The sequence below is a fragment of the Streptomyces sp. NPDC000345 genome (genome assembly GCF_042898825.1).
In the GTDB taxonomy this organism is placed as follows: Bacteria; Actinomycetota; Actinomycetes; order Streptomycetales; family Streptomycetaceae; genus Streptomyces.
In genome coordinates, this window is record NZ_JBIAZE010000011.1 from 28,296 (window position 1) to 47,876 (window position 19,581).

18 protein-coding genes and 1 riboswitch are annotated in these 19,581 nt (G+C 70.3%); of the genes, 11 read left to right on the forward strand and 7 right to left on the reverse strand.

What is annotated here, in order from left to right; translation table 11 throughout:
* Positions 1–25: 25 nt before the first annotated feature.
* The 5 genes from ACFY30_RS25480 to gcvT form a co-directional block, all read right to left on the reverse strand.
* Positions 26–568 (reverse strand): MOSC domain-containing protein, encoded by a 543-nt coding sequence (locus ACFY30_RS25480; protein ID WP_390847458.1) that lies wholly within the window; start codon positions 566–568, stop codon positions 26–28.
* Between the two features lie 40 nt (positions 569–608).
* Positions 609–1,976 carry an L-serine ammonia-lyase gene (locus ACFY30_RS25485; protein ID WP_390847459.1) on the reverse strand — a complete coding sequence of 456 codons (1,368 nt, stop codon included), beginning with the start codon at positions 1,974–1,976 and terminating at the stop codon, positions 609–611.
* Positions 1,977–2,096: 120 nt separating this feature from the next.
* Positions 2,097–3,362 (reverse strand): serine hydroxymethyltransferase, encoded by a 1,266-nt coding sequence (gene glyA, locus ACFY30_RS25490; RefSeq protein WP_390847460.1) that lies wholly within the window; start codon positions 3,360–3,362, stop codon positions 2,097–2,099.
* Positions 3,363–3,369: 7 nt separating this feature from the next.
* Positions 3,370–3,747 (reverse strand): glycine cleavage system protein GcvH, encoded by a 378-nt coding sequence (gene gcvH / locus ACFY30_RS25495; RefSeq protein ID WP_390824633.1) that lies wholly within the window; start codon positions 3,745–3,747, stop codon positions 3,370–3,372.
* A gap of 109 nt (positions 3,748–3,856) precedes the next feature.
* Positions 3,857–4,975: a glycine cleavage system aminomethyltransferase GcvT gene (gcvT, locus tag ACFY30_RS25500; protein ID WP_390847461.1), complete on the reverse strand. Its 1,119-nt coding sequence runs from the start codon at positions 4,973–4,975 to the stop codon at positions 3,857–3,859.
* A gap of 164 nt (positions 4,976–5,139) precedes the next feature.
* Positions 5,140–5,240: riboswitch (glycine riboswitch) on the reverse strand.
* Between the two features lie 141 nt (positions 5,241–5,381).
* Between gcvT and ACFY30_RS25505 the strand changes: the two genes are divergently transcribed.
* From ACFY30_RS25505 to ACFY30_RS25550, 10 genes are all read left to right on the forward strand, one after another.
* On the forward strand, positions 5,382–6,122 hold the full coding sequence (locus ACFY30_RS25505; protein ID WP_390847462.1) for an AAA family ATPase: 741 nt from the start codon (positions 5,382–5,384) through the stop codon (positions 6,120–6,122).
* Between the two features lie 99 nt (positions 6,123–6,221).
* Positions 6,222–7,022, forward strand: coding sequence for an enhanced serine sensitivity protein SseB (locus ACFY30_RS25510; protein ID WP_390847463.1), 801 nt, complete (start codon positions 6,222–6,224; stop codon positions 7,020–7,022).
* 126 nt (positions 7,023–7,148) lie between these two features.
* A complete protein-coding gene (locus tag ACFY30_RS25515) occupies positions 7,149–7,940 on the forward strand; it encodes an enhanced serine sensitivity protein SseB C-terminal domain-containing protein (RefSeq protein ID WP_390847464.1) in 792 nt (263 codons plus the stop codon).
* 318 nt (positions 7,941–8,258) lie between these two features.
* Entirely contained in the window at positions 8,259–9,266 is a 1,008-nt protein-coding gene (locus ACFY30_RS25520) for an ABC transporter permease (RefSeq protein ID WP_390847465.1), read from the forward strand.
* A gap of 110 nt (positions 9,267–9,376) precedes the next feature.
* The gene (locus tag ACFY30_RS25525) at positions 9,377–11,179 is read left to right on the forward strand and encodes an ABC transporter substrate-binding protein (protein ID WP_390847466.1); all 1,803 of its coding nucleotides are present in this window, start codon (positions 9,377–9,379) and stop codon (positions 11,177–11,179) included.
* Between the two features lie 141 nt (positions 11,180–11,320).
* A complete protein-coding gene (locus tag ACFY30_RS25530) occupies positions 11,321–12,319 on the forward strand; it encodes an ABC transporter permease (RefSeq protein WP_390847467.1) in 999 nt (332 codons plus the stop codon).
* On the forward strand, positions 12,316–13,413 hold the full coding sequence (locus ACFY30_RS25535; protein ID WP_390847468.1) for an ABC transporter ATP-binding protein: 1,098 nt from the start codon (positions 12,316–12,318) through the stop codon (positions 13,411–13,413). Before ACFY30_RS25530 ends, ACFY30_RS25535 begins: the two co-directional genes overlap by 4 nt.
* A complete protein-coding gene (locus ACFY30_RS25540; RefSeq protein ID WP_390847469.1) occupies positions 13,410–14,663 on the forward strand; it encodes an ABC transporter ATP-binding protein in 1,254 nt (417 codons plus the stop codon). The genes ACFY30_RS25535 and ACFY30_RS25540 overlap by 4 nt, the downstream gene beginning before the upstream one ends.
* A gap of 97 nt (positions 14,664–14,760) precedes the next feature.
* A complete protein-coding gene (locus ACFY30_RS25545) occupies positions 14,761–16,152 on the forward strand; it encodes a M1 family metallopeptidase (protein WP_390847470.1) in 1,392 nt (463 codons plus the stop codon).
* A 56-nt stretch (positions 16,153–16,208) separates the two neighbouring features.
* Complete coding sequence (locus ACFY30_RS25550; protein ID WP_390847471.1) at positions 16,209–16,865, forward strand: trimeric intracellular cation channel family protein; 657 nt, start codon at positions 16,209–16,211, stop codon at positions 16,863–16,865.
* Here the strand turns inward: ACFY30_RS25550 and ACFY30_RS25555 are convergent.
* Positions 16,774–17,985: an alpha/beta hydrolase gene (locus ACFY30_RS25555; protein ID WP_390847472.1), complete on the reverse strand. Its 1,212-nt coding sequence runs from the start codon at positions 17,983–17,985 to the stop codon at positions 16,774–16,776. The genes ACFY30_RS25550 and ACFY30_RS25555 overlap by 92 nt on opposite strands.
* 133 nt (positions 17,986–18,118) lie before the next feature.
* Between ACFY30_RS25555 and ACFY30_RS25560 the strand changes: the two genes are divergently transcribed.
* Positions 18,119–18,979, forward strand: coding sequence for a thioesterase family protein (locus ACFY30_RS25560; RefSeq protein ID WP_390847473.1), 861 nt, complete (start codon positions 18,119–18,121; stop codon positions 18,977–18,979).
* Here the strand turns inward: ACFY30_RS25560 and ACFY30_RS25565 are convergent.
* Complete coding sequence (locus ACFY30_RS25565; RefSeq protein ID WP_390847474.1) at positions 18,966–19,553, reverse strand: TIGR03086 family metal-binding protein; 588 nt, start codon at positions 19,551–19,553, stop codon at positions 18,966–18,968. The two genes, ACFY30_RS25560 and ACFY30_RS25565, sit on opposite strands and share 14 nt — an antisense overlap.
* Between the last annotated feature and the right edge of the window lie 28 nt (positions 19,554–19,581).

A 19,581-nucleotide genomic window follows, 5' to 3' on the forward strand; every position in this document is an offset into this window, starting at 1 on the left:
CGGCCGCCCCGGGCCCGCAACGCGGCTAGACGATCTCCAGCGGCCGGTGCGGCCCCTTCGGCAACTCGACGGTGATCGGGTCCCCGGGCCGCACCACACCCCCGCTCAGGACGACGCTCATGATCCCGGACCGGAAGGCCGGCCGGCCGTCCGCGTCCCGCCCGGCGACCTGCTTCATCAGCCCCTTCCGGAAGGCGTCGATCTGCGCGCAGGGATTGCGCAGCCCGGTCACCTCGACCACCGCCTCCGCCCCCAGCCGCAGCCGCGCCCCGACCGGCAGCCCGAGCAGATCCAGTCCCCGGGTCGTCACGTTCTCCCCGAGCTGCCCGGCGCCCACCTCGAACCCGGCCGCCCGTACCTCCTCGAACAGCTCCTCGTGCATGAGGTGCACCTGCCGCAGATTCGGCTGCGACGGATCCCTCCTCATCCGGAACCGGTGCTTCACCGTCGCCCCGGCATGCACGTCCCCCTCCACCCCGAACCCCGCGACCAGCGTGATGCTGTCGCGAGGGGGCTTGGTGAAGGAGTACGTGCCGCTGCTGCTGACGGCACTGACCGACCCGCTCATCCCGCGCACCCCCGTGTCCTCGGTGTCCTCGCCCGGTGCCTCAGCACTCGATGATGTTCACCGCCAGCCCGCCCCGGGCCGTCTCCTTGTACTTCACGCTCATGTCCGCGCCCGTGTCCTTCATGGTCTTGATGACCTTGTCCAGGGACACCTTGTGGGAGCCGTCGCCGCGCATCGCCATACGGGCGGCGGTGACCGCCTTGACCGCGGCCATGCCGTTGCGTTCGATGCAGGGGATCTGGACCAGGCCGCCGACCGGGTCGCAGGTGAGCCCCAGGTTGTGCTCCATGCCGATCTCGGCCGCGTTCTCCACCTGCTCGGGGGAGCCGCCCATGACCTCGGCGAGGGCCCCCGCCGCCATCGAGCAGGCCGAGCCGACCTCGCCCTGGCAGCCGACCTCGGCGCCGGAGATGGAGGCGTTCTCCTTGAAGAGCATGCCGATCGCGCCCGCGGCCAGCAGGAACCTCACCACGCCCTCCTCGTCCGCGCCGGGGACGAAGTTGACGTAGTAGTGGAGGACCGCCGGGATGATGCCGGCCGCGCCGTTCGTGGGGGCCGTGACCACGCGGCCGCCGGCGGCGTTCTCCTCGTTCACCGCCATGGCGTACAGGGTGATCCACTCCATGGAGTGGGCCAGCGGGTCGCCCTCCGCCCGCAGCTGGCGGGCGGTGACCGCGGCGCGGCGGCGGACGCGCAGACCGCCCGGCAGGATGCCCTCGCGGGACATGCCGCGCGAGACGCACGCCTGCATCACCCGCCAGATGTCGAGGAGGCCCGCCCGGATCTCCTCCTCCGTGCGCCAGGCCCGCTCGTTCTCCAGCATCAGGGAGGAGATCGACAGGCCGGTCTCCTCGGTCAGGCGCAGCAGCTCGTCGCCGGTGCGGAAGGGGTACTTCAGGACCGTGTCGTCCAGCTTGATGCGGTCCGCGCCCACCGCGTCCTCGTCCACGACGAAGCCGCCGCCGACCGAGTAGTACGTCTTCGTGAGCAGCTCCGCGCCCGAGGCGTCGTGGGCCGAGACCGTCATGCCGTTCGCGTGGTAGGGCAGGGCCTTGCGGCGGTGCAGGACCAGGTCGTCGTCGAAGGAGAACGGGATCTCGTGCGTGCCGAGCAGGTTCAGCCGGCCCGTCTGCCGGATCTGCTCCACCCGCTCGTCCGCCGTCTCCACGTCCACCGTGCGCGGCGAGGAGCCCTCCAGGCCCAGCAGGACCGCCTTCGGCGTGCCGTGGCCGTGGCCGGTGGCGCCGAGCGAGCCGTACAGCTCGCAGCGGAGCGAGGCGACGGCGTCCAGCAGACCGTCGTTGCGCAGTCGCCGCGCGAACATGCGGGCCGCGCGCATGGGGCCGACCGTGTGGGAGCTGGACGGGCCGATGCCGATCGAGAACAGGTCGAAGACCGAGATGGCCACGGGAGACTCCTAGGGTTTCGGCGGACGACGCTGTCCGTCGGGTGGTGCAGACGGGGTTCTCACCGGGTGCCCCGTTCACCCGTACGCGTACGAGTGTGCGGGGCGCCCGGCGAAAAGGAACTACTTGTTCAGAACGGGGTACAGCGGGTGCTTGTCGGCCAGGGCCTTGACCCGCGCCTTCAGGGACTCCGCGTCGTAGGACGGCTTGAGGGCCTGCGCGATCACGTCCGCGACCTCCGCGAAGTCCTCGGCCGTGAAGCCGCGGGTCGCCAGGGCGGGCGTGCCGATCCGCAGGCCCGAGGTGACCATCGGCGGCCGCGGGTCGTTCGGGACCGCGTTGCGGTTGACGGTGATGCCGACCTCGTGCAGCCGGTCCTCGGCCTGCCGGCCGTCCAGCTCGGACTTGCGCAGGTCCACCAGGATCAGGTGGACGTCCGTGCCGCCGGACAGGACGTCCACGCCGGCCTCGCGGGCGTCGGCGGCCGTCAGACGCTCGGCGAGGATCCGCGCGCCCTCCACCGTACGGCGCTGGCGCTCCTTGAAGTCCTCGCCGGCCGCGACCTTGAACGAGACCGCCTTCGCGGCGATCACGTGCTCCAGCGGACCGCCCTGGAAGCCCGGGAAGACCGAGGAGTTCAGCTTCTTCGCGAAGTCCTTCTTCGCGAGGATGACGCCGCCGCGCGGGCCGCCCAGCGTCTTGTGGGTGGTGGAGGTGACGACGTCCGCGTACTCCACCGGGTTGGGGTGGAGACCGGCGGCGACCAGGCCCGCGAAGTGCGCCATGTCGACCCACAGGTACGCCTCGACCTCGTCGGCGATCCGGCGGAACTCGGCGAAGTCCAGCTGCCGCGGGTACGCCGACCAGCCCGCGATGATCACCTTCGGGCGGTGCTCCTTGGCGAGCTTCTCGACCTCTGCCATGTCGACCAGACCGGTCTCCGCGTCCACGTGGTAGGCGACCACGTCGAACTGCTTGCCGGAGAAGTTCAGCCGCATGCCGTGGGTGAGGTGGCCGCCGTGCGCCAGGTCCAGGCCCAGGATGGTGTCGCCGGGCTGGGCCAGCGCGAACAGCGCGGCCTGGTTGGCCGAGGCGCCCGAGTGCGGCTGGACGTTGGCGTACTCGGCGCCGAACAGCTCCTTGATCCGGTCGATCGCGATCTGCTCGGCGACGTCGACGTGCTCGCAGCCGCCGTAGTAGCGGCGGCCCGGGTAGCCCTCGGCGTACTTGTTGGTCAGGACCGAGCCCTGTGCCTCCATGACCGCGAGCGGAGCGAAGTTCTCCGAGGCGATCATCTCGAGCGTGGACTGCTGGCGGTTCAGCTCGGCGTCGACCGCGGCGGCGATCTCCGGGTCGAGCTCGTGCAGGGGCGTGTTCAGAACAGTCATCTGGTCCTCAGCCGGCGGTGTAGGCGGTGTACTCGTCGGCGGACAGCAGCTCGGCCTGCTCGCCCGTGACGCGTACCTTGAACAGCCACCCGTCCTCGAAGGGGGCGGAGTTCACCAGCGACGGGTCGTCGGCGACGTCCTGGTTGACCTCGACGACCTCGCCGTCGACCGGCGAGTACAGCTCGCTGACCGACTTCGTCGACTCCAGCTCACCGCAGGACTCGCCCGCGGTCACCGTGGCGCCGACCTCCGGGAGCTGGACGAAGACCACGTCGCCGAGCGCGTTGGCCGCGTGCTCCGTGATGCCGACCGTCGAGACGCCGTCCGCGGCGGCCGACAGCCACTCGTGCTCCTTGCTGTAGCGGAACTCCTGGGGGTTGCTCATGGCCTGAATTCTCCTGTACGCGGGGGAGTGCTGATGAATGAGGGACTGCTCGGGGCAGGCGTGAACAGCGCGGATGTGCGCAGGGTCACGTGCCCGACGGTCTCAGTGTCTACTTCTGGCGCTTGTAGAACGGCAGTGCCACGACCTCGTACGGCTCGTGGCTGCCCCGGATGTCGACACCGACGCCCGGCGTCCCCGGCGCCGCGTGCGCGGCGTCGACGTAGGCCATCGCGATCGGCTTGCCCAGGGTGGGGGAAGGGGCACCGGAGGTGACCTCGCCGATCACCTCGCCGCCGGCGACCACGGAGAACCCGGCGCGCGGGATCCGGCGGCCCTCGGCGACCAGGCCCACCAGCACGCGCGGCGGCTTCGAGGCGGCCCGCTCGGCGGCCTCCAGCAGCGCCTCGCGGCCGACGAAGTCGCCCTCCTTCTCGAACTTCACCACGCGCCCGAGGCCCGCGTCGAAGGGGGTCAGCGAGGTCGACAGCTCGTGCCCGTACAGCGGCATGCCCGCCTCCAGGCGCAGGGTGTCCCGGCAGGACAGACCGCACGGGACGAGCCCGGCGTCCCGGCCGGCCTCGGTCAGCGCCTGCCACAGCGCGACGGCGTGCTCCGGCTTCACGAACAGCTCGAAGCCGTCCTCGCCGGTGTACCCGGTACGCGCGATCAGCGCGGGGACCCCGGCGACCGTGCCGGGCAGGCCCGCGTAGTACTTCAGGCCGTCGAGGTCGGCGTCGGTGAGGGACTTCACGATCCCCGGGGACTGCGGCCCCTGGACGGCGAGCAGCGCGTAGGCCTCCCGGTCGTCGCGCACCTGCGCGTCGAAGCCCGCGGAGCGCTCCACGAGGGCGTCCAGCACGACCTGCGCGTTGGAGGCGTTGGCGACGACCATGTACTCGGTCTCGCCGAGCCGGTAGACGATCAGGTCGTCCAGGATGCCGCCGTCGGCCCGGCAGATCATGGTGTAGCGGGCGCGGCCGGTCGCGACGCCCCCGATGTTCCCCACCAGGGCGAAGTCGAGCAGGGCGGCGGCCTCGGGGCCGGTGACGGTGATCTCGCCCATGTGCGAGAGGTCGAAGAGGCCGGCCCGGGTGCGCACGGCGGTGTGCTCGTCGCGCTCGGAGCCGTAGCGCAGGGGCATGTCCCAGCCGGCGAAGTCGGTCATCGTCGCGCCGAGCTCACGATGCAGGGCATCGAGCGCGGTGTGACGGAGTGCGGTACTGCTCATCGGTCGGTCGTCTCCCAAGGGCATGACAGGCGAGGTCGTTCCTCCCCATCTGTCATCGGAACCTGAGAGGTTCGCCATGACCGTCCGCTTCTCGAGGAAGCGCAGGTCACGGCTTGCACCTTGGGTGGGGCCACCGGGAACGGCGGCCCGCTTTTCAGATGTGCCTCGCCCGCGCGGTAACGGGGCCTGAGAGATTCAAGGGAGGGACTTGCTCCTTCGGCGCCCCGGCGAAAACTGCTGCTGGGGACTCTCCCGCGCGGATTCAAACGGCCGGTATGCAGTTGGCGCGGACATCATTGCACGCCTTCACCCGATCGTGGCAGGCCGCATCTGTAACCGGCTTGTGTCGGTACGCGCACGAAAACGCGAGACACCGCGCATTACCTTCTCTTTACGCTGGAAGGGGATGAGGGACTTACCCGAACCCCAGGGGAGGACGATCACGGTGGACAGGACCACGGCGAGGACCACGCCCTTCGCGACGACCTCGGCACTCGCGCTGCCCGCGCTGCCCGCACAGCCGACGGGCCGGCCCCGCCAGGCGTGCGGCCCGCAGACCGTGCCCGTCGTCCGTGACCTGCGCGAGCGGGCCGGGCACAGCCCGCACGGCCTGCTGTTCGGCCCCCGTGACCTGGTCGTGGTCACCGGTCTGCCCGGCAGCGGGAAGTCCACGCTCATGCGGCGCGCCGTCCGGGGCATCCGCATCGACTCCCAGGACTCCCGCGACCGCTGGGACGCCCGGACCCCCCGCCTCCTGCCCTACGCCGTCTACCGCCCCCTGGTCCGCCTCGCCCACTACGCCGGACTGCGCCGCGCCCTGCGCACCGGCGAGGGCGTCGTCGTGCACGACTGCGGTACGCAGTCCTGGGTGCGCGACTGGCTGGCCCGCGAGGCCCGCCGCCGCGGCGGCACCCTGCACCTGCTCCTCCTGGACGTCACCCCGGACAGGGCGATCGAGGGCCAGCGCGAACGCGGCCGGGGCGTCTCGCGGTACGCGTTCCTGCGGCACCGCAGGGCCGCCGCCCGGCTCATCCGCGCCGTGGAGAAGGGCCGGCTGCCCGCCGGCATCGGCTCGGCGGTCCTGCTCGACCGCGACGCGGCGGACGCCCTGAGCCGGATCGGGTTCACGGGCGGGGACAGGACCTGACACCCACAGGGGCGACGGGGGCCGCGAGGGCGCAGGAAAGCCCCCGGGCACCCGCTAGCCTTTCAGCCCCAGCAGTGGTTCCCAGCAGGCGGTAGGCAGATGGACTTCCCCCCGGCGGACTTCCCGGTCTCCCCGGACTTCCCGGCGCAAGCGCACCCCCATCCGCACGGCGGATGGCCCGGCAACGAGTTGGAGGAGGTGCTCTCCGCATCCCTCGGCATGCCGGGCGCCGGCGGCCGGATCGTCGAGGTGCTCGGCCGCAGCTTCGTCTGGGTGCCCCTGCCCAACGGCGGCGGCCCGCACAGCGGCCCGCTCGACCTGCCCACGGTGGAGCTGGAGGGGCAGGCGTACGTGCCGGTGTTCAGCTCCGAGGAACAGTTCCGCCAGGTCGTCGGCTCCCACATGTCGTACACCATCGCCCCGGCGGTGGAGTTCGCCCGCGGGCTGCCCCCGCAGGTCGGCATCCTCGTCAACCCGGACGGTGTGATCGGCATACCGCTGCCCCCGCCCGCCGTGGCCGAGTTGTGCCGCGCGGGCCGCACCGTGCTGGACGGTCCCGCGAGCGGCGGCCGCGTCCGCCTCTTCGAGCCCGACTGGCAGGACGACCCGGTGGACTTCTTCGCCGCCGCCTGCGCCGAGTTCGAGGCGACGGGCGTGGTCCTCACGGCCCGCCGCTGCCTCGCCGCCGTCGAGACGGCCGACCCGGTCATGTTCGTGGGCGTCGAGCTCTCCCACCTCGAAGGCGACGTCCGCGAACTCCCCCTGGACGCCCTGGGCCGGGCCATGGGCCGTGTCCCGGTGCGGTGGCCGGTCAACCTGATCCTGCTGGACGTGGCCCAGGATCCGGTGGGGGAGTGGATGCGGGAGACGGTCCGCCCCTTCTATACGAGGGTGCGCTAGCGACTCCGCGGGAACGGACCGCGCCCGCCGGGGACAAGAACCCCCGAGCTCCGAAGCGGTCGATGTCGGCGGCTCCACATAAGCTGTTCCCATACGCGGGGCAACACGGATGAAGGGGCGGTAACGGTGAGCGCCAGCGGCATCGCGGCCGGACAGGTCGAGCACATGCTGCGCCAGGTCACGCCCGGGCGCTACGACGCCTACGAGGCCCTCCTGCGCGCGCTCGCGACCCCTGCCTCCGGCCAGGTCTGGATGCTCCTGTGGCAGGGTCAGGCCGGCTCCCCGGACGCCCAGTACGGGAACATGGAGGTGGACGGCCACGGCTACGCCCCCTGCGTCACCTCCGCCCAGGAACTCTCCGCCAGCGGCTGGAACCGCTCGTACGAGGTGGTCGACGGCGTCGACGCCGCCCGCACGCTCTATCCCGACCACTACGGCCTCTGGCTGAACCCGCACGCCCCCGGCGGCGGCGTCGGCATCCCCTGGCTGGATCTGCGCCGCATCGCGACCGGCCTGGACCGGCAGCCCGCCGGACCCCTGCGGCTGTCCGAACCGGCCATCGAGATCCCCCAGTTCTACGCCCTGCTCGCGCAGAACGCCCACCGCACCCCGGCGGTCCGCGCGTTGCGCCGCGCCTGGGTGCAGCCGGCCCTGGGCGCGCCCTACCTGGCGGTCGGGCTCGACGTGTACGACACCTCCCCGCCGGCCGTGGACGCCGTACGGGCCATGATGCAGCAGTCGATCGGCGCCGTACCGGACGGGCTGCCGGTGTCGACGGTCGCCATGACCGACGACCACGACCCGGTCGTGATGTGGATGCGGGCCAACGCCCGCCCGTTCTACGACCGTGAGGCCCACGTCCCCGCCGCCCAGGCACCGGCGGGCGGTTACGGCTATCCGCCGGCCGGCAGGTTCTGATTCCGGAGGCCGCCGGGTGACCGCGCAGGCCACCGACGGGAGTTCTCCGCGCGTAGATGGCGACGTTCTGTCCGGTTTTCATTGGATGTGCCCCAACAAGTCGCCGTCCGACCCGCGTTACCCACCGTCCGGATAACGGAACCCCTCTACCCGCATCACGTTTACGCATCCTTTCGCCGCCAACTCTGGCTACAGATCGCCAAAGCGTTGAAGACTCCCGGTCCAGGGGACTTCGTCCCCGTGTACGACGGACTGAACACGCCGCTACAAGCGGCAAGTGCGCGCCGGTCACCGCCGGTTGAGAGGGGTCCCTGCCAGATGACGGCACCATTGCACGAGCCGACCGCGGAAGCGGCCCCGAGCGCGGCTGAAGAAGCGGCGGTCGCCACCGCCGGCGCCAAGGCCGTACAGGGCCGTTCCCTGGGACGGATCGCCTGGGAACGCCTGAAGCGGGACAAGCTCGCCCTGACCGGCGGCATCGTGGTGCTCCTGCTCGTCGTGGTCGCCCTGCTCGCCCCGGTCATCACGAGCCTGCTCGGCCAGGACCCGAACGAGTATCACGAGAACCTCATCGACCCGCTGTTCGGCACCCCGACCGGTTCCCTCGGCGGCATGAGCGGCGAGCACCTGCTGGGCGTCGAGCCGGTCAACGGCCGCGACATCTTCGCGCGCATCCTCTACGGTGCCCGCATCTCCCTGCTGGTCGGCTTCCTGTCGGCGGTCGTCGCCGTGATCCTCGGCACCGTCCTCGGCGTCCTCGCCGGCTTCTTCGGCGGCTGGGTCGACTCCGTGATCAGCCGCGTCATGGACGGCCTGCTCGCCTTCCCCCAGCTGCTCTTCATCATCGCGCTGGTCTCCGTCATGCCGAACGACCTCCTGGGGCTGACCGGTTCCAGCGTGCGGGTGTTCGTGATGATCCTGGTCATCGGATTCTTCGGCTGGCCCTACATCGGACGCGTGGTGCGCGGCCAGACGCTCTCCCTGCGCGAACGCGAGTACGTCGAGGCGGCCCGGTCCCTGGGCGCCGGACGGCTGTACATCCTGTTCAAAGAGCTGCTGCCCAACCTCGTCGCGCCCATCGTCGTCTACACGACGATGATGATCCCCACCAACATCCTCACCGAGGCCGCCCTGAGCTTCCTGGGCGTCGGCGTCAAGCCGCCCACCGCCTCCTGGGGCCAGATGCTCTCCAGCGCGATCGACTACTACGAGTCCGACCCCATGTACATGGTGGTTCCCGGCCTGGCGATCTTCATCACCGTGCTGGCCTTCAATCTCTTCGGCGACGGCGTCCGGGACGCGCTGGACCCGAAGGCATCCCGCTGAGCCGCCAGAGCACGACGAACCGCCGCAGTACGGCCCGCACCACTGCCGCACCCCAAACGTCCCGTGGCACTGACACGGGGTCTCTCATCAAATCCGGAGGATCCGAGATCGTGACTACCCAACGCACCTCAGGGCGGCGGAAGCAGGCATTTGCCGCTGCCGCCGCGGTCGCCGCGCTGCTGACCACGGCGGCGTGCGGCGGCGGAGGCGACGACGACAGCGGCAAGGGTTCGAGCACCGGTGCCGCCGGCTTCGACGCCGCGAACAACAAGGTCGCCCAGGCCTCCCTTGCCAAGAAGGGCGGCACGCTGAAGTTCGGCGCCGCCCAGGACGCCGACTCGTGGGACACCACGCGCGGCTACTACGGCATGATGTGGAACTTCGCCCGCTACTACAGCCGTCAGCTCGTGACGAACAAGGCTGAGCCGGGCGCCGCGGGTGCCGAGATCACCCCGGACCTCGCGACCTCGACCGCCAAGGTCACGGACGACGGCAAGACCTACACGTACACCCTGCGTGACGGCATCACCTGGGAGGACGGCAAGCCGATCACCTCCCAGGACATCAAGTACGGCATCGAGCGCGTGTGGGCGCAGGACGTGCTGGCCGGCGGCCCGACGTACCTGAAGGACGTCCTCGACCCCAAGGGCGAGTACAAGGGTCCCTACAAGGACCCCTCCAAGGACAAGCTCGGCCTGAAGGCCATCGAGACGCCGGACGAGAAGACCATCGTCTTCAAGCTGCCGCAGGCGAACTCGGACTTCGAGGAGATGCTGGCGCTCGTCTCGGCCTCCCCGGTCCGCCAGGACAAGGACACCAAGTCCAAGTACGGCCTGAAGCCGTTCTCCTCCGGCCCGTACAAGTTCGAGTCCTACGCCCCGGGCAAGGACCTGACCCTGGTCCGCAACGACAAGTGGTCGCAGGCTTCGGACCCGATCCGCAAGGCCTACCCGGACAAGATCACGATCCAGTTCTTCTCGGACGCCAACCAGCTGGACCAGCGTCTGATCAGCGGTGACCTGGACCTGGACCTCAACCAGACCGGCATGTCGCCGCAGGGCCGCACCACCGCCCTGAAGCAGCACAAGGCCAACCTGGACAACCCGGTCTCCGGCTACGTCCGTTACGCGGTCTTCCCGCAGAGCGTGAAGCCGTTCGACAACATCGAGTGCCGCAAGGCCGTCATCCTCGGTGCCGACCACGTCTCGCTCCAGACGGCCCGTGGCGGCCCGGTCGCCGGCGGCGACATCGGCACCAACATGCTGCCCCCGTCCGTCCCGGGTGCCGAGGGTCAGAAGTACGACCCGTACGAGCTGGCCGGCGCCAACAAGAACGGCAACGTGGCCAAGGCCAAGGAGGCCCTGAAGGCCTGCGGTCAGCCGAACGGCTTCAAGACCACCATCGCGGTGCGCAACAACAAGCCGGTCGAGGTGGCCACGGCCCAGTCCCTGCAGGCGTCGCTGAAGAAGATCGGCATCACCGCCGAGATCGACCAGTACGACGGTTCGCAGACCGCCGGCATCATCGGCAGCCCCTCGAACGTGAAGAAGAAGGGCTACGGCATCATCATCATGGGCTGGGGTCCGGACTTCCCGTCCGTGCAGGGCTTCGGTCTGCCGCTGTGGAGCAGCAAGTACATCTCGGAGAGCGGTAACAACAACTACGCGCTCATCAAGGACAAGACCATCGACGGTCTGTTCGCCTCGTACGTCACCACGCTGGACGACGCCGGCAAGACCAAGATCTCCACGGAGATCAACCACAAGGTGATGGAGGGCGCGTACTACCTGCCCTTCGTCTTCGAGCGGTTCATCAACTGGCGCTCGGACAACCTGGCGAACGTCTACACGACCGACGGCTACAGCGGTCAGTACGACTTCGTCAACCTCGGTCTGAAGAACCCGAAGAAGTAGTCGCGGCACACCCGCCGAACGGCACGAAAGGCAGGTGAAGGCCGTCGCGGCGTGATCGCGGGCCACCGGACGTCCCCCACCGCCCACAAGGCGTGGGAGGGACCCCATCGGTGGCCCGCGGTCCGCGGCGGGCCGAGAGCTGTGCTCGCTTACCTCATCAGGCGGTTGTTCGCCGCCGCAGTGATGCTCGTGGTCATCGTCATGGTGGTCTTCGGCATCTTCTTCCTCATCCCCAAGTGGGCGGGCGTCGACATCGCCCTGAGCTTCGTGGGCAAGCAGGCCGACCCTGCCGCCGTCGAGGGTGTGCGCGAGAAGCTGGGCCTGGGCGACCCGATCTACGCCCAGGTCTGGGAGTTCTTCAAGGGCATCTTCGCCGGCCGCACCTACACGGGCGGCGGCGACACCATCCACTGCGCCGCGCCCTGCTTCGGCTACTCCTTCCGCAGTGAGCAGGCCGTCTGGCCGGTGCTGACCGACCGCTTCCCGGTGACCCTGGCGCTCGCGCTCGGTGCCGCCGTGCTGTGGCTGCTCATGGGTGTGTCGGCCGGTGTGCTCTCCGCGCTCAAGCGGGGCAGCCTGTGGGACCGCGGCGCGATGGTCATCGCGCTCTCGGGTGTCTCCCTCCCGATCTACTTCACCGGCATGGTCGCGCTGTCGATCTTCGTCTACGGACTGGACCTGTTCGACGGACAGTTCGTCCCCCTGGACGAGAGCCTCTCCGGCTGGTTCGGCGGCATGATCCTGCCGTGGGTCACCCTGGCCTTCCTGTACGCCGCGATGTACGCGCGGATCACCCGCGCCACCATGCTGGAGATCCTCGGCGAGGACTACATCCGCACCGCCCGCGCCAAGGGCCTCACGGAGCGGACCGTCATCGGCAAGCACGCCATGCGCTCCACGATGACGCCCCTGCTGACCATGCTCGGCATGGACCTCGGTGCCCTCATCGGCGGCGCGATCCTGACCGAGACGGCGTTCAACCTGCCCGGCCTCGGCCAGGCCGTGCTCAACGCCATCAAGAACCAGGACCTGCCCATCATCCTGGGCGTCACCCTGATCACTTCTCTCGCGGTGCTCGTCGCCAACCTCGTGGTGGACATCCTGTACGCCGTGATCGACCCCCGAGTGAGGCTCGCATGACCGACCTCAGCAAGAGCGGAGCGGCCGTGGGCGAGCCCACCCCCGCTTCGCCCGCGCCGAGCGCCTTCCTCGAAGTGCGCGACCTCAAGGTGCACTTCCCCACCGACGACGGCCTGGTCAAGTCCGTCGACGGGCTCAGCTTCCAGCTGGAGAAGGGGAAGACCCTCGGCATCGTCGGCGAGTCCGGTTCCGGCAAGTCGGTGACCTCGCTCGGCATCATGGGCCTGCACACGGCCGGCCAGTACGGCAAGCGCAAGGCGCAGATCTCCGGCGAGATCTGGCTGAACGGCACCGAGCTGCTCTCGGCCGACCCGGATCACGTGCGCAAGCTGCGCGGCCGCGAGATGGCGATGATCTTCCAGGATCCGCTGTCGGCGCTGCACCCGTACTACACGATCGGCCAGCAGATCGTGGAGGCCTACCGGATCCACCACGACGTCGACAGAAAGACCGCGAAGCGGCGCGCGGTCGAGATGCTCGACCGGGTGGGCATCCCGCAGCCGGACAAGCGGGTCGACAACTACCCGCACGAGTTCTCCGGCGGTATGCGCCAGCGCGCGATGATCGCGATGTCGCTGGTGAACAACCCCGAGCTGCTCATCGCGGACGAGCCGACGACCGCCCTGGACGTGACCGTCCAGGCGCAGATCCTCGACCTGCTCCGGGATCTGCAGAAGGAGTTCGGCTCGGCGATCATCATCATCACCCACGACCTGGGTGTGGTGGCCGAACTGGCCGACGACATCCTGGTGATGTACGGCGGCCGCTGCGTCGAGCGGGGTCCGGCCGACAAGGTGTTCTACGAGCCCCGCCACCCCTACACCTGGGGTCTGCTCGGCTCGATGCCGCGGCTGGACCGCGAGCAGCAGGACCGCCTGATCCCGGTCAAGGGCTCTCCGCCCTCCCTGATCAACGTCCCGTCCGGCTGTGCCTTCAACCCGCGCTGCCCGTACGCGGACCTCCCGAAGGACAACGTCACCCGCACCGTCCGCCCCGAGCTCGCCGAGGTCGGCAGCCGGCACTGGGCGGCCTGCCACCTGAGCAAGGAGCAGCGGGAGCGTATCTGGACCGAAGAGATTGCGCCGAAGCTGTGAGTGACGAGAAAGCGGTGACGATTCCCGCGCAGAGCGAGGGCCCGGCCGGCCGCCGTGCCGACGGCGAGGTGCTGCTGAAGGTCACCGGGCTCCAGAAGCACTTCCCGATCAAGAAGGGCCTGCTCCAGCGGCAGGTCGGGGCGGTGCACGCGGTCGACGGCCTGGACTTCGAGGTCCGCTCCGGCGAAACGCTCGGCGTCGTGGGCGAGTCCGGCTGCGGCAAGTCGACGATGGGCCGACTGATCACGCGTCTGCTCGAACCGACCGGCGGCAAGGTCGAGTTCGAGGGCAAGGACATCACGCACCTCGGGGTGGGCGGTATGCGTCCGCTGCGCCGCGATGTGCAGATGATCTTCCAGGACCCGTACTCCTCGCTGAACCCGCGGCACACCATCGGCACGATCATCGGCGCTCCCTTCAAGCTGCAGGGCGTGACGCCCGAGGGCGGCATCAAGAAGGAAGTGCAGCGGCTGCTGTCGGTGGTGGGCCTCAACCCCGAGCACTACAACCGCTACCCGCACGAGTTCTCCGGCGGTCAGCGCCAGCGCATCGGCATCGCCCGCGCGCTCGCGCTGAACCCCAAGCTGGTCGTGGCGGACGAGCCGGTCTCCGCGCTGGACGTGTCGATCCAGGCCCAGGTGGTGAACCTCCTCGACGACCTCCAGGAGGAGCTCGGCCTGACGTACGTGATCATCGCGCACGACCTGTCGGTCGTCCGGCACGTCTCGGACCGGATCGCGGTGATGTACCTCGGCAAGATCGTGGAGCTGGCCGACCGCGACCTGCTCTACAGGACGCCGATGCACCCGTACACCAAGGCGCTGATGTCGGCGGTGCCGATCCCGGACCCGAGGCGCAGGAACGCCAAGAGCGAGCGGATCCTGCTCAAGGGCGACGTGCCCTCGCCGATCTCGCCGCCGAGCGGCTGCCGCTTCCACACCCGGTGCTGGAAGGCGACGGAGATCTGCAGGACGACCGAGCCGAAGCTCGTGGAGCTGCGGCCGGGCCAGCAGGTCGCCTGCCACCACCCGGAGAGCTTCGCGGACCAGGCTCCGCAGGACACCGTCCTGCTGACCGTCGCCAAGGAGGCGGCGGAGTTGGTCGCGGACGAGGTCCTCGCGGAGTCGGCGGAGACGTCGGCGGCGGTGGCGGCGGAGGTCGCGGAGTCCGGGTCCGCCGAGGAGGCGGCCGGGCCGACGGAGACCGCCGAGGTCACGAAGACCGAGGGCCAGGAGTCAACCGACAAGTAGCGCATGACGAGTTGGCAAAGTCATGCACATGCCCGAACGGGAGAGGTCAGAGTCGTCCGTGTCCGACTTATCGGCACACGCTCGAAAGGGACGGCTCATGGCACTCTCCCGTTCGGCACGTTCAGGGGCCCTCGCGACCGCGGCGGCCTCTTTCCTCGTCATCGCGGCCTCCTCCGCCCCCACCCCCGGCGCCGCCGGCATCGGTGACAGCTACTTCCCGCAGCTCGGCAACGGCGGCTTCGACGCCCGTCACTACGACCTCGCCCTCGCCTACGACCCCGACACCGACCGCCTCGACGGCCGTACGACGATCACCGCACGCGCCACCCGGACCCTCTCGTCCTTCGATCTGGACCTGCAGAAGCTGGAGGTCACCCGGGTCGAAGTGAACGGCAGACGCGCCCCGTTCACGCGGGACGGCGACGAGATCCGGATCACCCCGCGCGAAGCGCTGCGCAAGGGAAGGGCGTTCGAGGTCTCCGTCACCTACGGCGGCGTCCCCGAACCCCTCGGCGGCCCCATCGTGTTCGGCTCGGACTACGGCTGGATGAAGACCGACGACGGCGTCTTCGTCGCCTGCGAGCCCAACGCCGCCTCCACCTGGTTCCCCTCCAGCGACCACCCCTCCGACAAGGCCGCCTACGACATCCGGATCAAGGCGCCGAAGGGCCTGACCGCCGTCTCCAACGGCCGGCTGGTCTCGACGTACGACAAGGGCGGCTCGACGTACACCCACTGGCGCGAGACGAAGCCGATGGCGACGTACCTCGCGACCGCCACGATCGGGAAGTTCGACGTCAGGACCGGGACGACCGCCGGCGGCATCCCGATCTACGTGGCCGTCGACCCGGTGCTCGCGAACAGCAACAACGTCGACGTGTACGGCGTGACGGCCGCGGCGACCGACTACTGGTCGCAGGTCTTCGGCCCGTACCCGTTCGAGGAGACCGGCGCGATCGTCGACGACATGCCGCAGGCCGGGTTCTCGCTGGAGGTGCAGTCCAAGCCGGTGTACTCGGCCGTGCGCAGCGAGTCCACGATCGTGCACGAGCTGGCCCACCAGTGGTTCGGCGACTCGGTCTCGGTGGCGCACTGGAAGGACATCTGGCTGAACGAGGGCTTCGCCACCTACGCCCAGTGGCTGTGGGCCGAGCACCAGGGCACCCGCTCGGCGCACGACTCCTTCCTGGCCGGCTACAACGCCCGCCCCGCCGACTCCGCCTTCTGGCAGATCACCGTCGGCGACCCGCAGCGCGACACCATGTTCGCCTCCGCCGTCTACCAGCGCGGCGCGATGACCCTCCAGGTCCTGCGCGAGCGCATCGGCGACGCGGCCTTCTTCAGGCTGCTCCCCGCCTGGACGAAACTGCACCGCTACGGCAACGCGGACACCGACGACTTCGTCCGCCTCGCCGAGAGGATCTCCGGACGACAGCTCGACGACCTGTTCCAGACCTGGCTCTTCACCACAGGAAAACCCTCGCTGTAGAGCTGTCCAGCCTGGCTTTGTAAGGTCCACGCCGGTCTTTGGGTGACAATGTAAGGGTGCTCCAGCAAATCTTCAGTCCCTCCGTCCAGCACACGCTCGACCTGATCGGCATCTTCGTGTTCGCCATCTCCGGCGCGCTGCTGGCCGTCCGCAAGAACTTCGACGTGTTCGGCATCGCCGTGCTCGCCGAGGTCACCGCGCTGGGCGGAGGGCTGTTCCGGGACCTGGTCATCGGGGCCGTGCCCCCGGCCGCCTTCACCGACCTGGGGTACTTCCTCACCCCGCTGCTGGCCGCCCTGCTGGTGATCTTCCTCCACCCCCAGGTGGAGCGGATCCAGGCGGCCGTGAACGTCTTCGACGCGGCGGGCCTCGGCCTGTTCTGCGTCACGGGCACGACGAAGGCGTACGACTACGGCCTGGGCCTGACCGCGTCGGCGGCCCTCGGCCTCGCCACCGCCGTCGGCGGGGGTGTGCTGCGGGACGTGCTGGCCAACGAGGTGCCGTCGCTGCTGCGCTGGGACCGCGACCTGTACGCGGTCCCGGCGATGGTCGGCGCGACGATGGTGGCGCTCTGCATCCGCTACGCCGTCCTCACCCCGCTGGCCAGCGGTTTCGCGGCGGCTACCGCTTTCGTCCTGCGGCTGCTCGCGATGCGGTTCCACTGGCGAGCGCCTCGCGCCTGGAACCGGCGGTCGACGGTGCGCGAGGAGTAGCCGCCCCCGGGGCGATCCGGTGCTGGTCCATCTGGGTCGTCAGCCAGCGGAACGCCGGCACCACCTGCGGCCGCCACAGCGCCATGGTGTGGCCGCCCGCGCTCTTCGGGACGTACACCACGTGCACGGCGGTCGGCGCCTTCGCCTCCCGCTGCAGGGCCAGCGCCGCCTCGTAGCCGTCGTGCGGCTGCCCGGAGAGGTAGAGCGCCACGGGGGGCGGCACGGTGGCGCGGGCGAGCATCAGATACGGATCGGTGGCGCGGCGCAGGGCGGGGTCCTGGGCGGCCAGGGAGTCCCGTTCACCTCGCGGGTCGTTGTAGCCGGACAGGCTCACCGCCGCCCGGTAGCGGTCGGGGTGGGCGACGGCCAGCTTGACCGCGCAGTGCGCCCCGGCCGAGTACCCGGCGACCGCCCACCCCCGGGGGGCGGGCTGGGTCCGGAAGTTGTCCATGACCATCTTCGGCACGTCGACGCTCAGCCAGGTGTCGGCGTTGACGGTGCCGGGCACGTTGGCGCAGCCGGTGTCCACGCCGGGCAGCAGGGTGGTGCGGGGTGCGACCAGGATGAACGGCGCCACCCTGCCTCCGCGCATCTGCGGGGCGAGCTGTGCGGGCGCGTGCAGCGACCCGAACCACGACTTGGGGGAGCCGGGGTAGCCCGGCAGCAGCTCGACCACGGGGAACCTGTGGTGGGCGTACGCGGGCTCGTCGTACTGCGGGGGCAGCCAGACGTAGACCTCGGCGTCGACGCCGGAGACACGGCCCTTGAGCTGGGTCACGCGGACCCCGCCGCCGGCCTGCGTGAAGTGCTGGCGGACTCGCGGCAACTCGCTCAGCGCCAGGCCGCCGGTGCCGTCGGCGCCCAGGTCGGCGGCCTGCCGGACGTGGTCGCTCGTGCCGAGCAGATCGGACCAGTCGTCGTAGAGGTTGTCGGCGTTGTTGACCACGACGAACACGAGGGCCACGGCCGTCCCCTGGGCGAACATCAGCATCAGTACCCGGGCGGCGCCCCGCAGGACCCTCGGTCCCCGGATCCGCGACCACAGGACGAGCGGGAGCGCGACGGCGACGACGGACAGGGCGACGAGGGTGTAGAGGAAGGTACTTCCGGTGAGGCTCATGTCCCCCTAGAGGGCGAGCCGGCGGGTGGGGTTTACGGAGGAGAGCGGACACTTACCAAGAAATTGCCCGTGCCGCACGGGGGAGTGCGGCACAAAGCTACCGCTTAGTAATCGCCTGTTGTACCGTTCAGCCATGCCAGAAGCAGCTACCGCGGCGGCCGAGCGGGCCACCATCGGCGACAGCGAGTTCGACCGCGACACCGCGCTCACCCGGCGCGCCCCCGGCGTCTACGACATCGACCTCTCGGCCGGCTGGACGATCATCAGCGCTGTCAACGGCGGCTATCTGCTCGCCGTCCTCGGCCGCGCCCTCGGGGACGCCCTGCCGCACCGGGACCCCTTCACGATCTCGGCCCACTACCTCACCGCCTCCCAGCCGGGCCCGGCCGTCGTGCGCACGGACGTGGTCCGCACCGGCCGCACCCTGTCGACCGGCCAGGCCTCGCTCCTCCAGTACGACGAGGAGGGCAACGAGGTGGAGCGGATCCGCGTCCTCGCCTCCTACGGGGACCTGGACTCCCTGCCGGACGACGTGCGCACGGCGGCGAAGCCCCCGGCGTTCCCGCCCCTCGACCAGTGCTTCGGCCCCGAGGACGGACCGGCCCCCGTCGACGGCAGCTCCGCGATCACCGACCGGCTGATGCTCAAGCTCGACCCCTCCACCCTGGGCTGGGCGCTCGGGCAGCCCTCCGGCAAGGGCGAGATGCGGGCCTGGTTCGGCCTGAAGGACGGCCGCGACCACGACCCGCTCTCCCTCCTCCTCGCCGTGGACGCCCTGCCCCCGACCGCCTTCGAGATCGGCCTGCGCGGCTGGGTCCCCACGGTCGAACTCACCGTCCACGTCCGCTCCCGCCCGGCCCCGGGCCCCCTCCGCGTCTCCATCACCACCCGCAACCTCGCGGGTGGCTTCCTGGAGGAGGACGCGGAGGTCTGGGACAGCGCCGACCGCCTGGTCGCCCAGTCCCGCCAACTGGCCCGCGTCAGGCTCGGCTGAGGGGTTCCCGGCCCAGCCAGGCGGCGAGTTCGGCGTAGGGGCCGGCTTCTTCGGGGGCCGGCCGGGCCGAGTCGAAGGGGGTGCGGGCGTCGCGCTCGGGATCGGGGAGGTTGCGGTGGCCCGCGGCGAGCGCGAACTCGGCCAGGGCCGGGTCCAGGGCGAGGGGCCGGCCGAGGGACTCGTTGAGGTCCCAGGTGTGGGTCACGATCTCCATGACGTAGCCGGAGAGTGCCGCGTCCCCCGGCACCTCGCCCCACGGGACGCGCACCGGCGCCGCCATGCGCGCGTCGCTTTCCCAGGCCTTCACGGCCCGGGCCCTGACCTCGTCGTAGGCCTCCGCCCAGCCGTCGTCCTCGACGCCTTCGGCGAACGCCGGTTCGGCGAGGCCGTCACCGCCCTCGCCGACGATCGCGATCCGGCGGGTGCCGCCGACCATGTGGCTCAGCAGCGTGCGTACGTCGAACTCGGTGCAGGGGGTCGGACCGGCGAGCTGGTCGGGCCGTACCGTCCTGATGAGCGCCGCGGCCTGCTCGGTCGCGCGGGTGTAGACGGGGCGGGGGTCGGTGATGGTCATGGCTGAAGGCCTTTCGTCGGTGGACACG

Coding starts and splice junctions, on each gene's coding strand:
- ACFY30_RS25545 (WP_390847470.1), top strand. CDS start 14,761: ATGGCACTCTCCCGTTCGGCACGTTCAGGGGCCCTCGCGACCGCGGCG.
- gcvH (WP_390824633.1), bottom strand. CDS start 3,747: ATGAGCAACCCCCAGGAGTTCCGCTACAGCAAGGAGCACGAGTGGCTG.
- glyA (WP_390847460.1), bottom strand. CDS start 3,362: ATGACTGTTCTGAACACGCCCCTGCACGAGCTCGACCCGGAGATCGCC.
- gcvT (WP_390847461.1), bottom strand. CDS start 4,975: ATGAGCAGTACCGCACTCCGTCACACCGCGCTCGATGCCCTGCATCGT.
- ACFY30_RS25565 (WP_390847474.1), bottom strand. CDS start 19,553: ATGACCATCACCGACCCCCGCCCCGTCTACACCCGCGCGACCGAGCAG.
- ACFY30_RS25480 (WP_390847458.1), bottom strand. CDS start 568: ATGAGCGGGTCGGTCAGTGCCGTCAGCAGCAGCGGCACGTACTCCTTC.
- ACFY30_RS25510 (WP_390847463.1), top strand. CDS start 6,222: ATGGACTTCCCCCCGGCGGACTTCCCGGTCTCCCCGGACTTCCCGGCG.
- ACFY30_RS25520 (WP_390847465.1), top strand. CDS start 8,259: ATGACGGCACCATTGCACGAGCCGACCGCGGAAGCGGCCCCGAGCGCG.
- ACFY30_RS25505 (WP_390847462.1), top strand. CDS start 5,382: ATGAGGGACTTACCCGAACCCCAGGGGAGGACGATCACGGTGGACAGG.
- ACFY30_RS25555 (WP_390847472.1), bottom strand. CDS start 17,985: ATGAGCCTCACCGGAAGTACCTTCCTCTACACCCTCGTCGCCCTGTCC.
- ACFY30_RS25560 (WP_390847473.1), top strand. CDS start 18,119: ATGCCAGAAGCAGCTACCGCGGCGGCCGAGCGGGCCACCATCGGCGAC.
- ACFY30_RS25535 (WP_390847468.1), top strand. CDS start 12,316: ATGACCGACCTCAGCAAGAGCGGAGCGGCCGTGGGCGAGCCCACCCCC.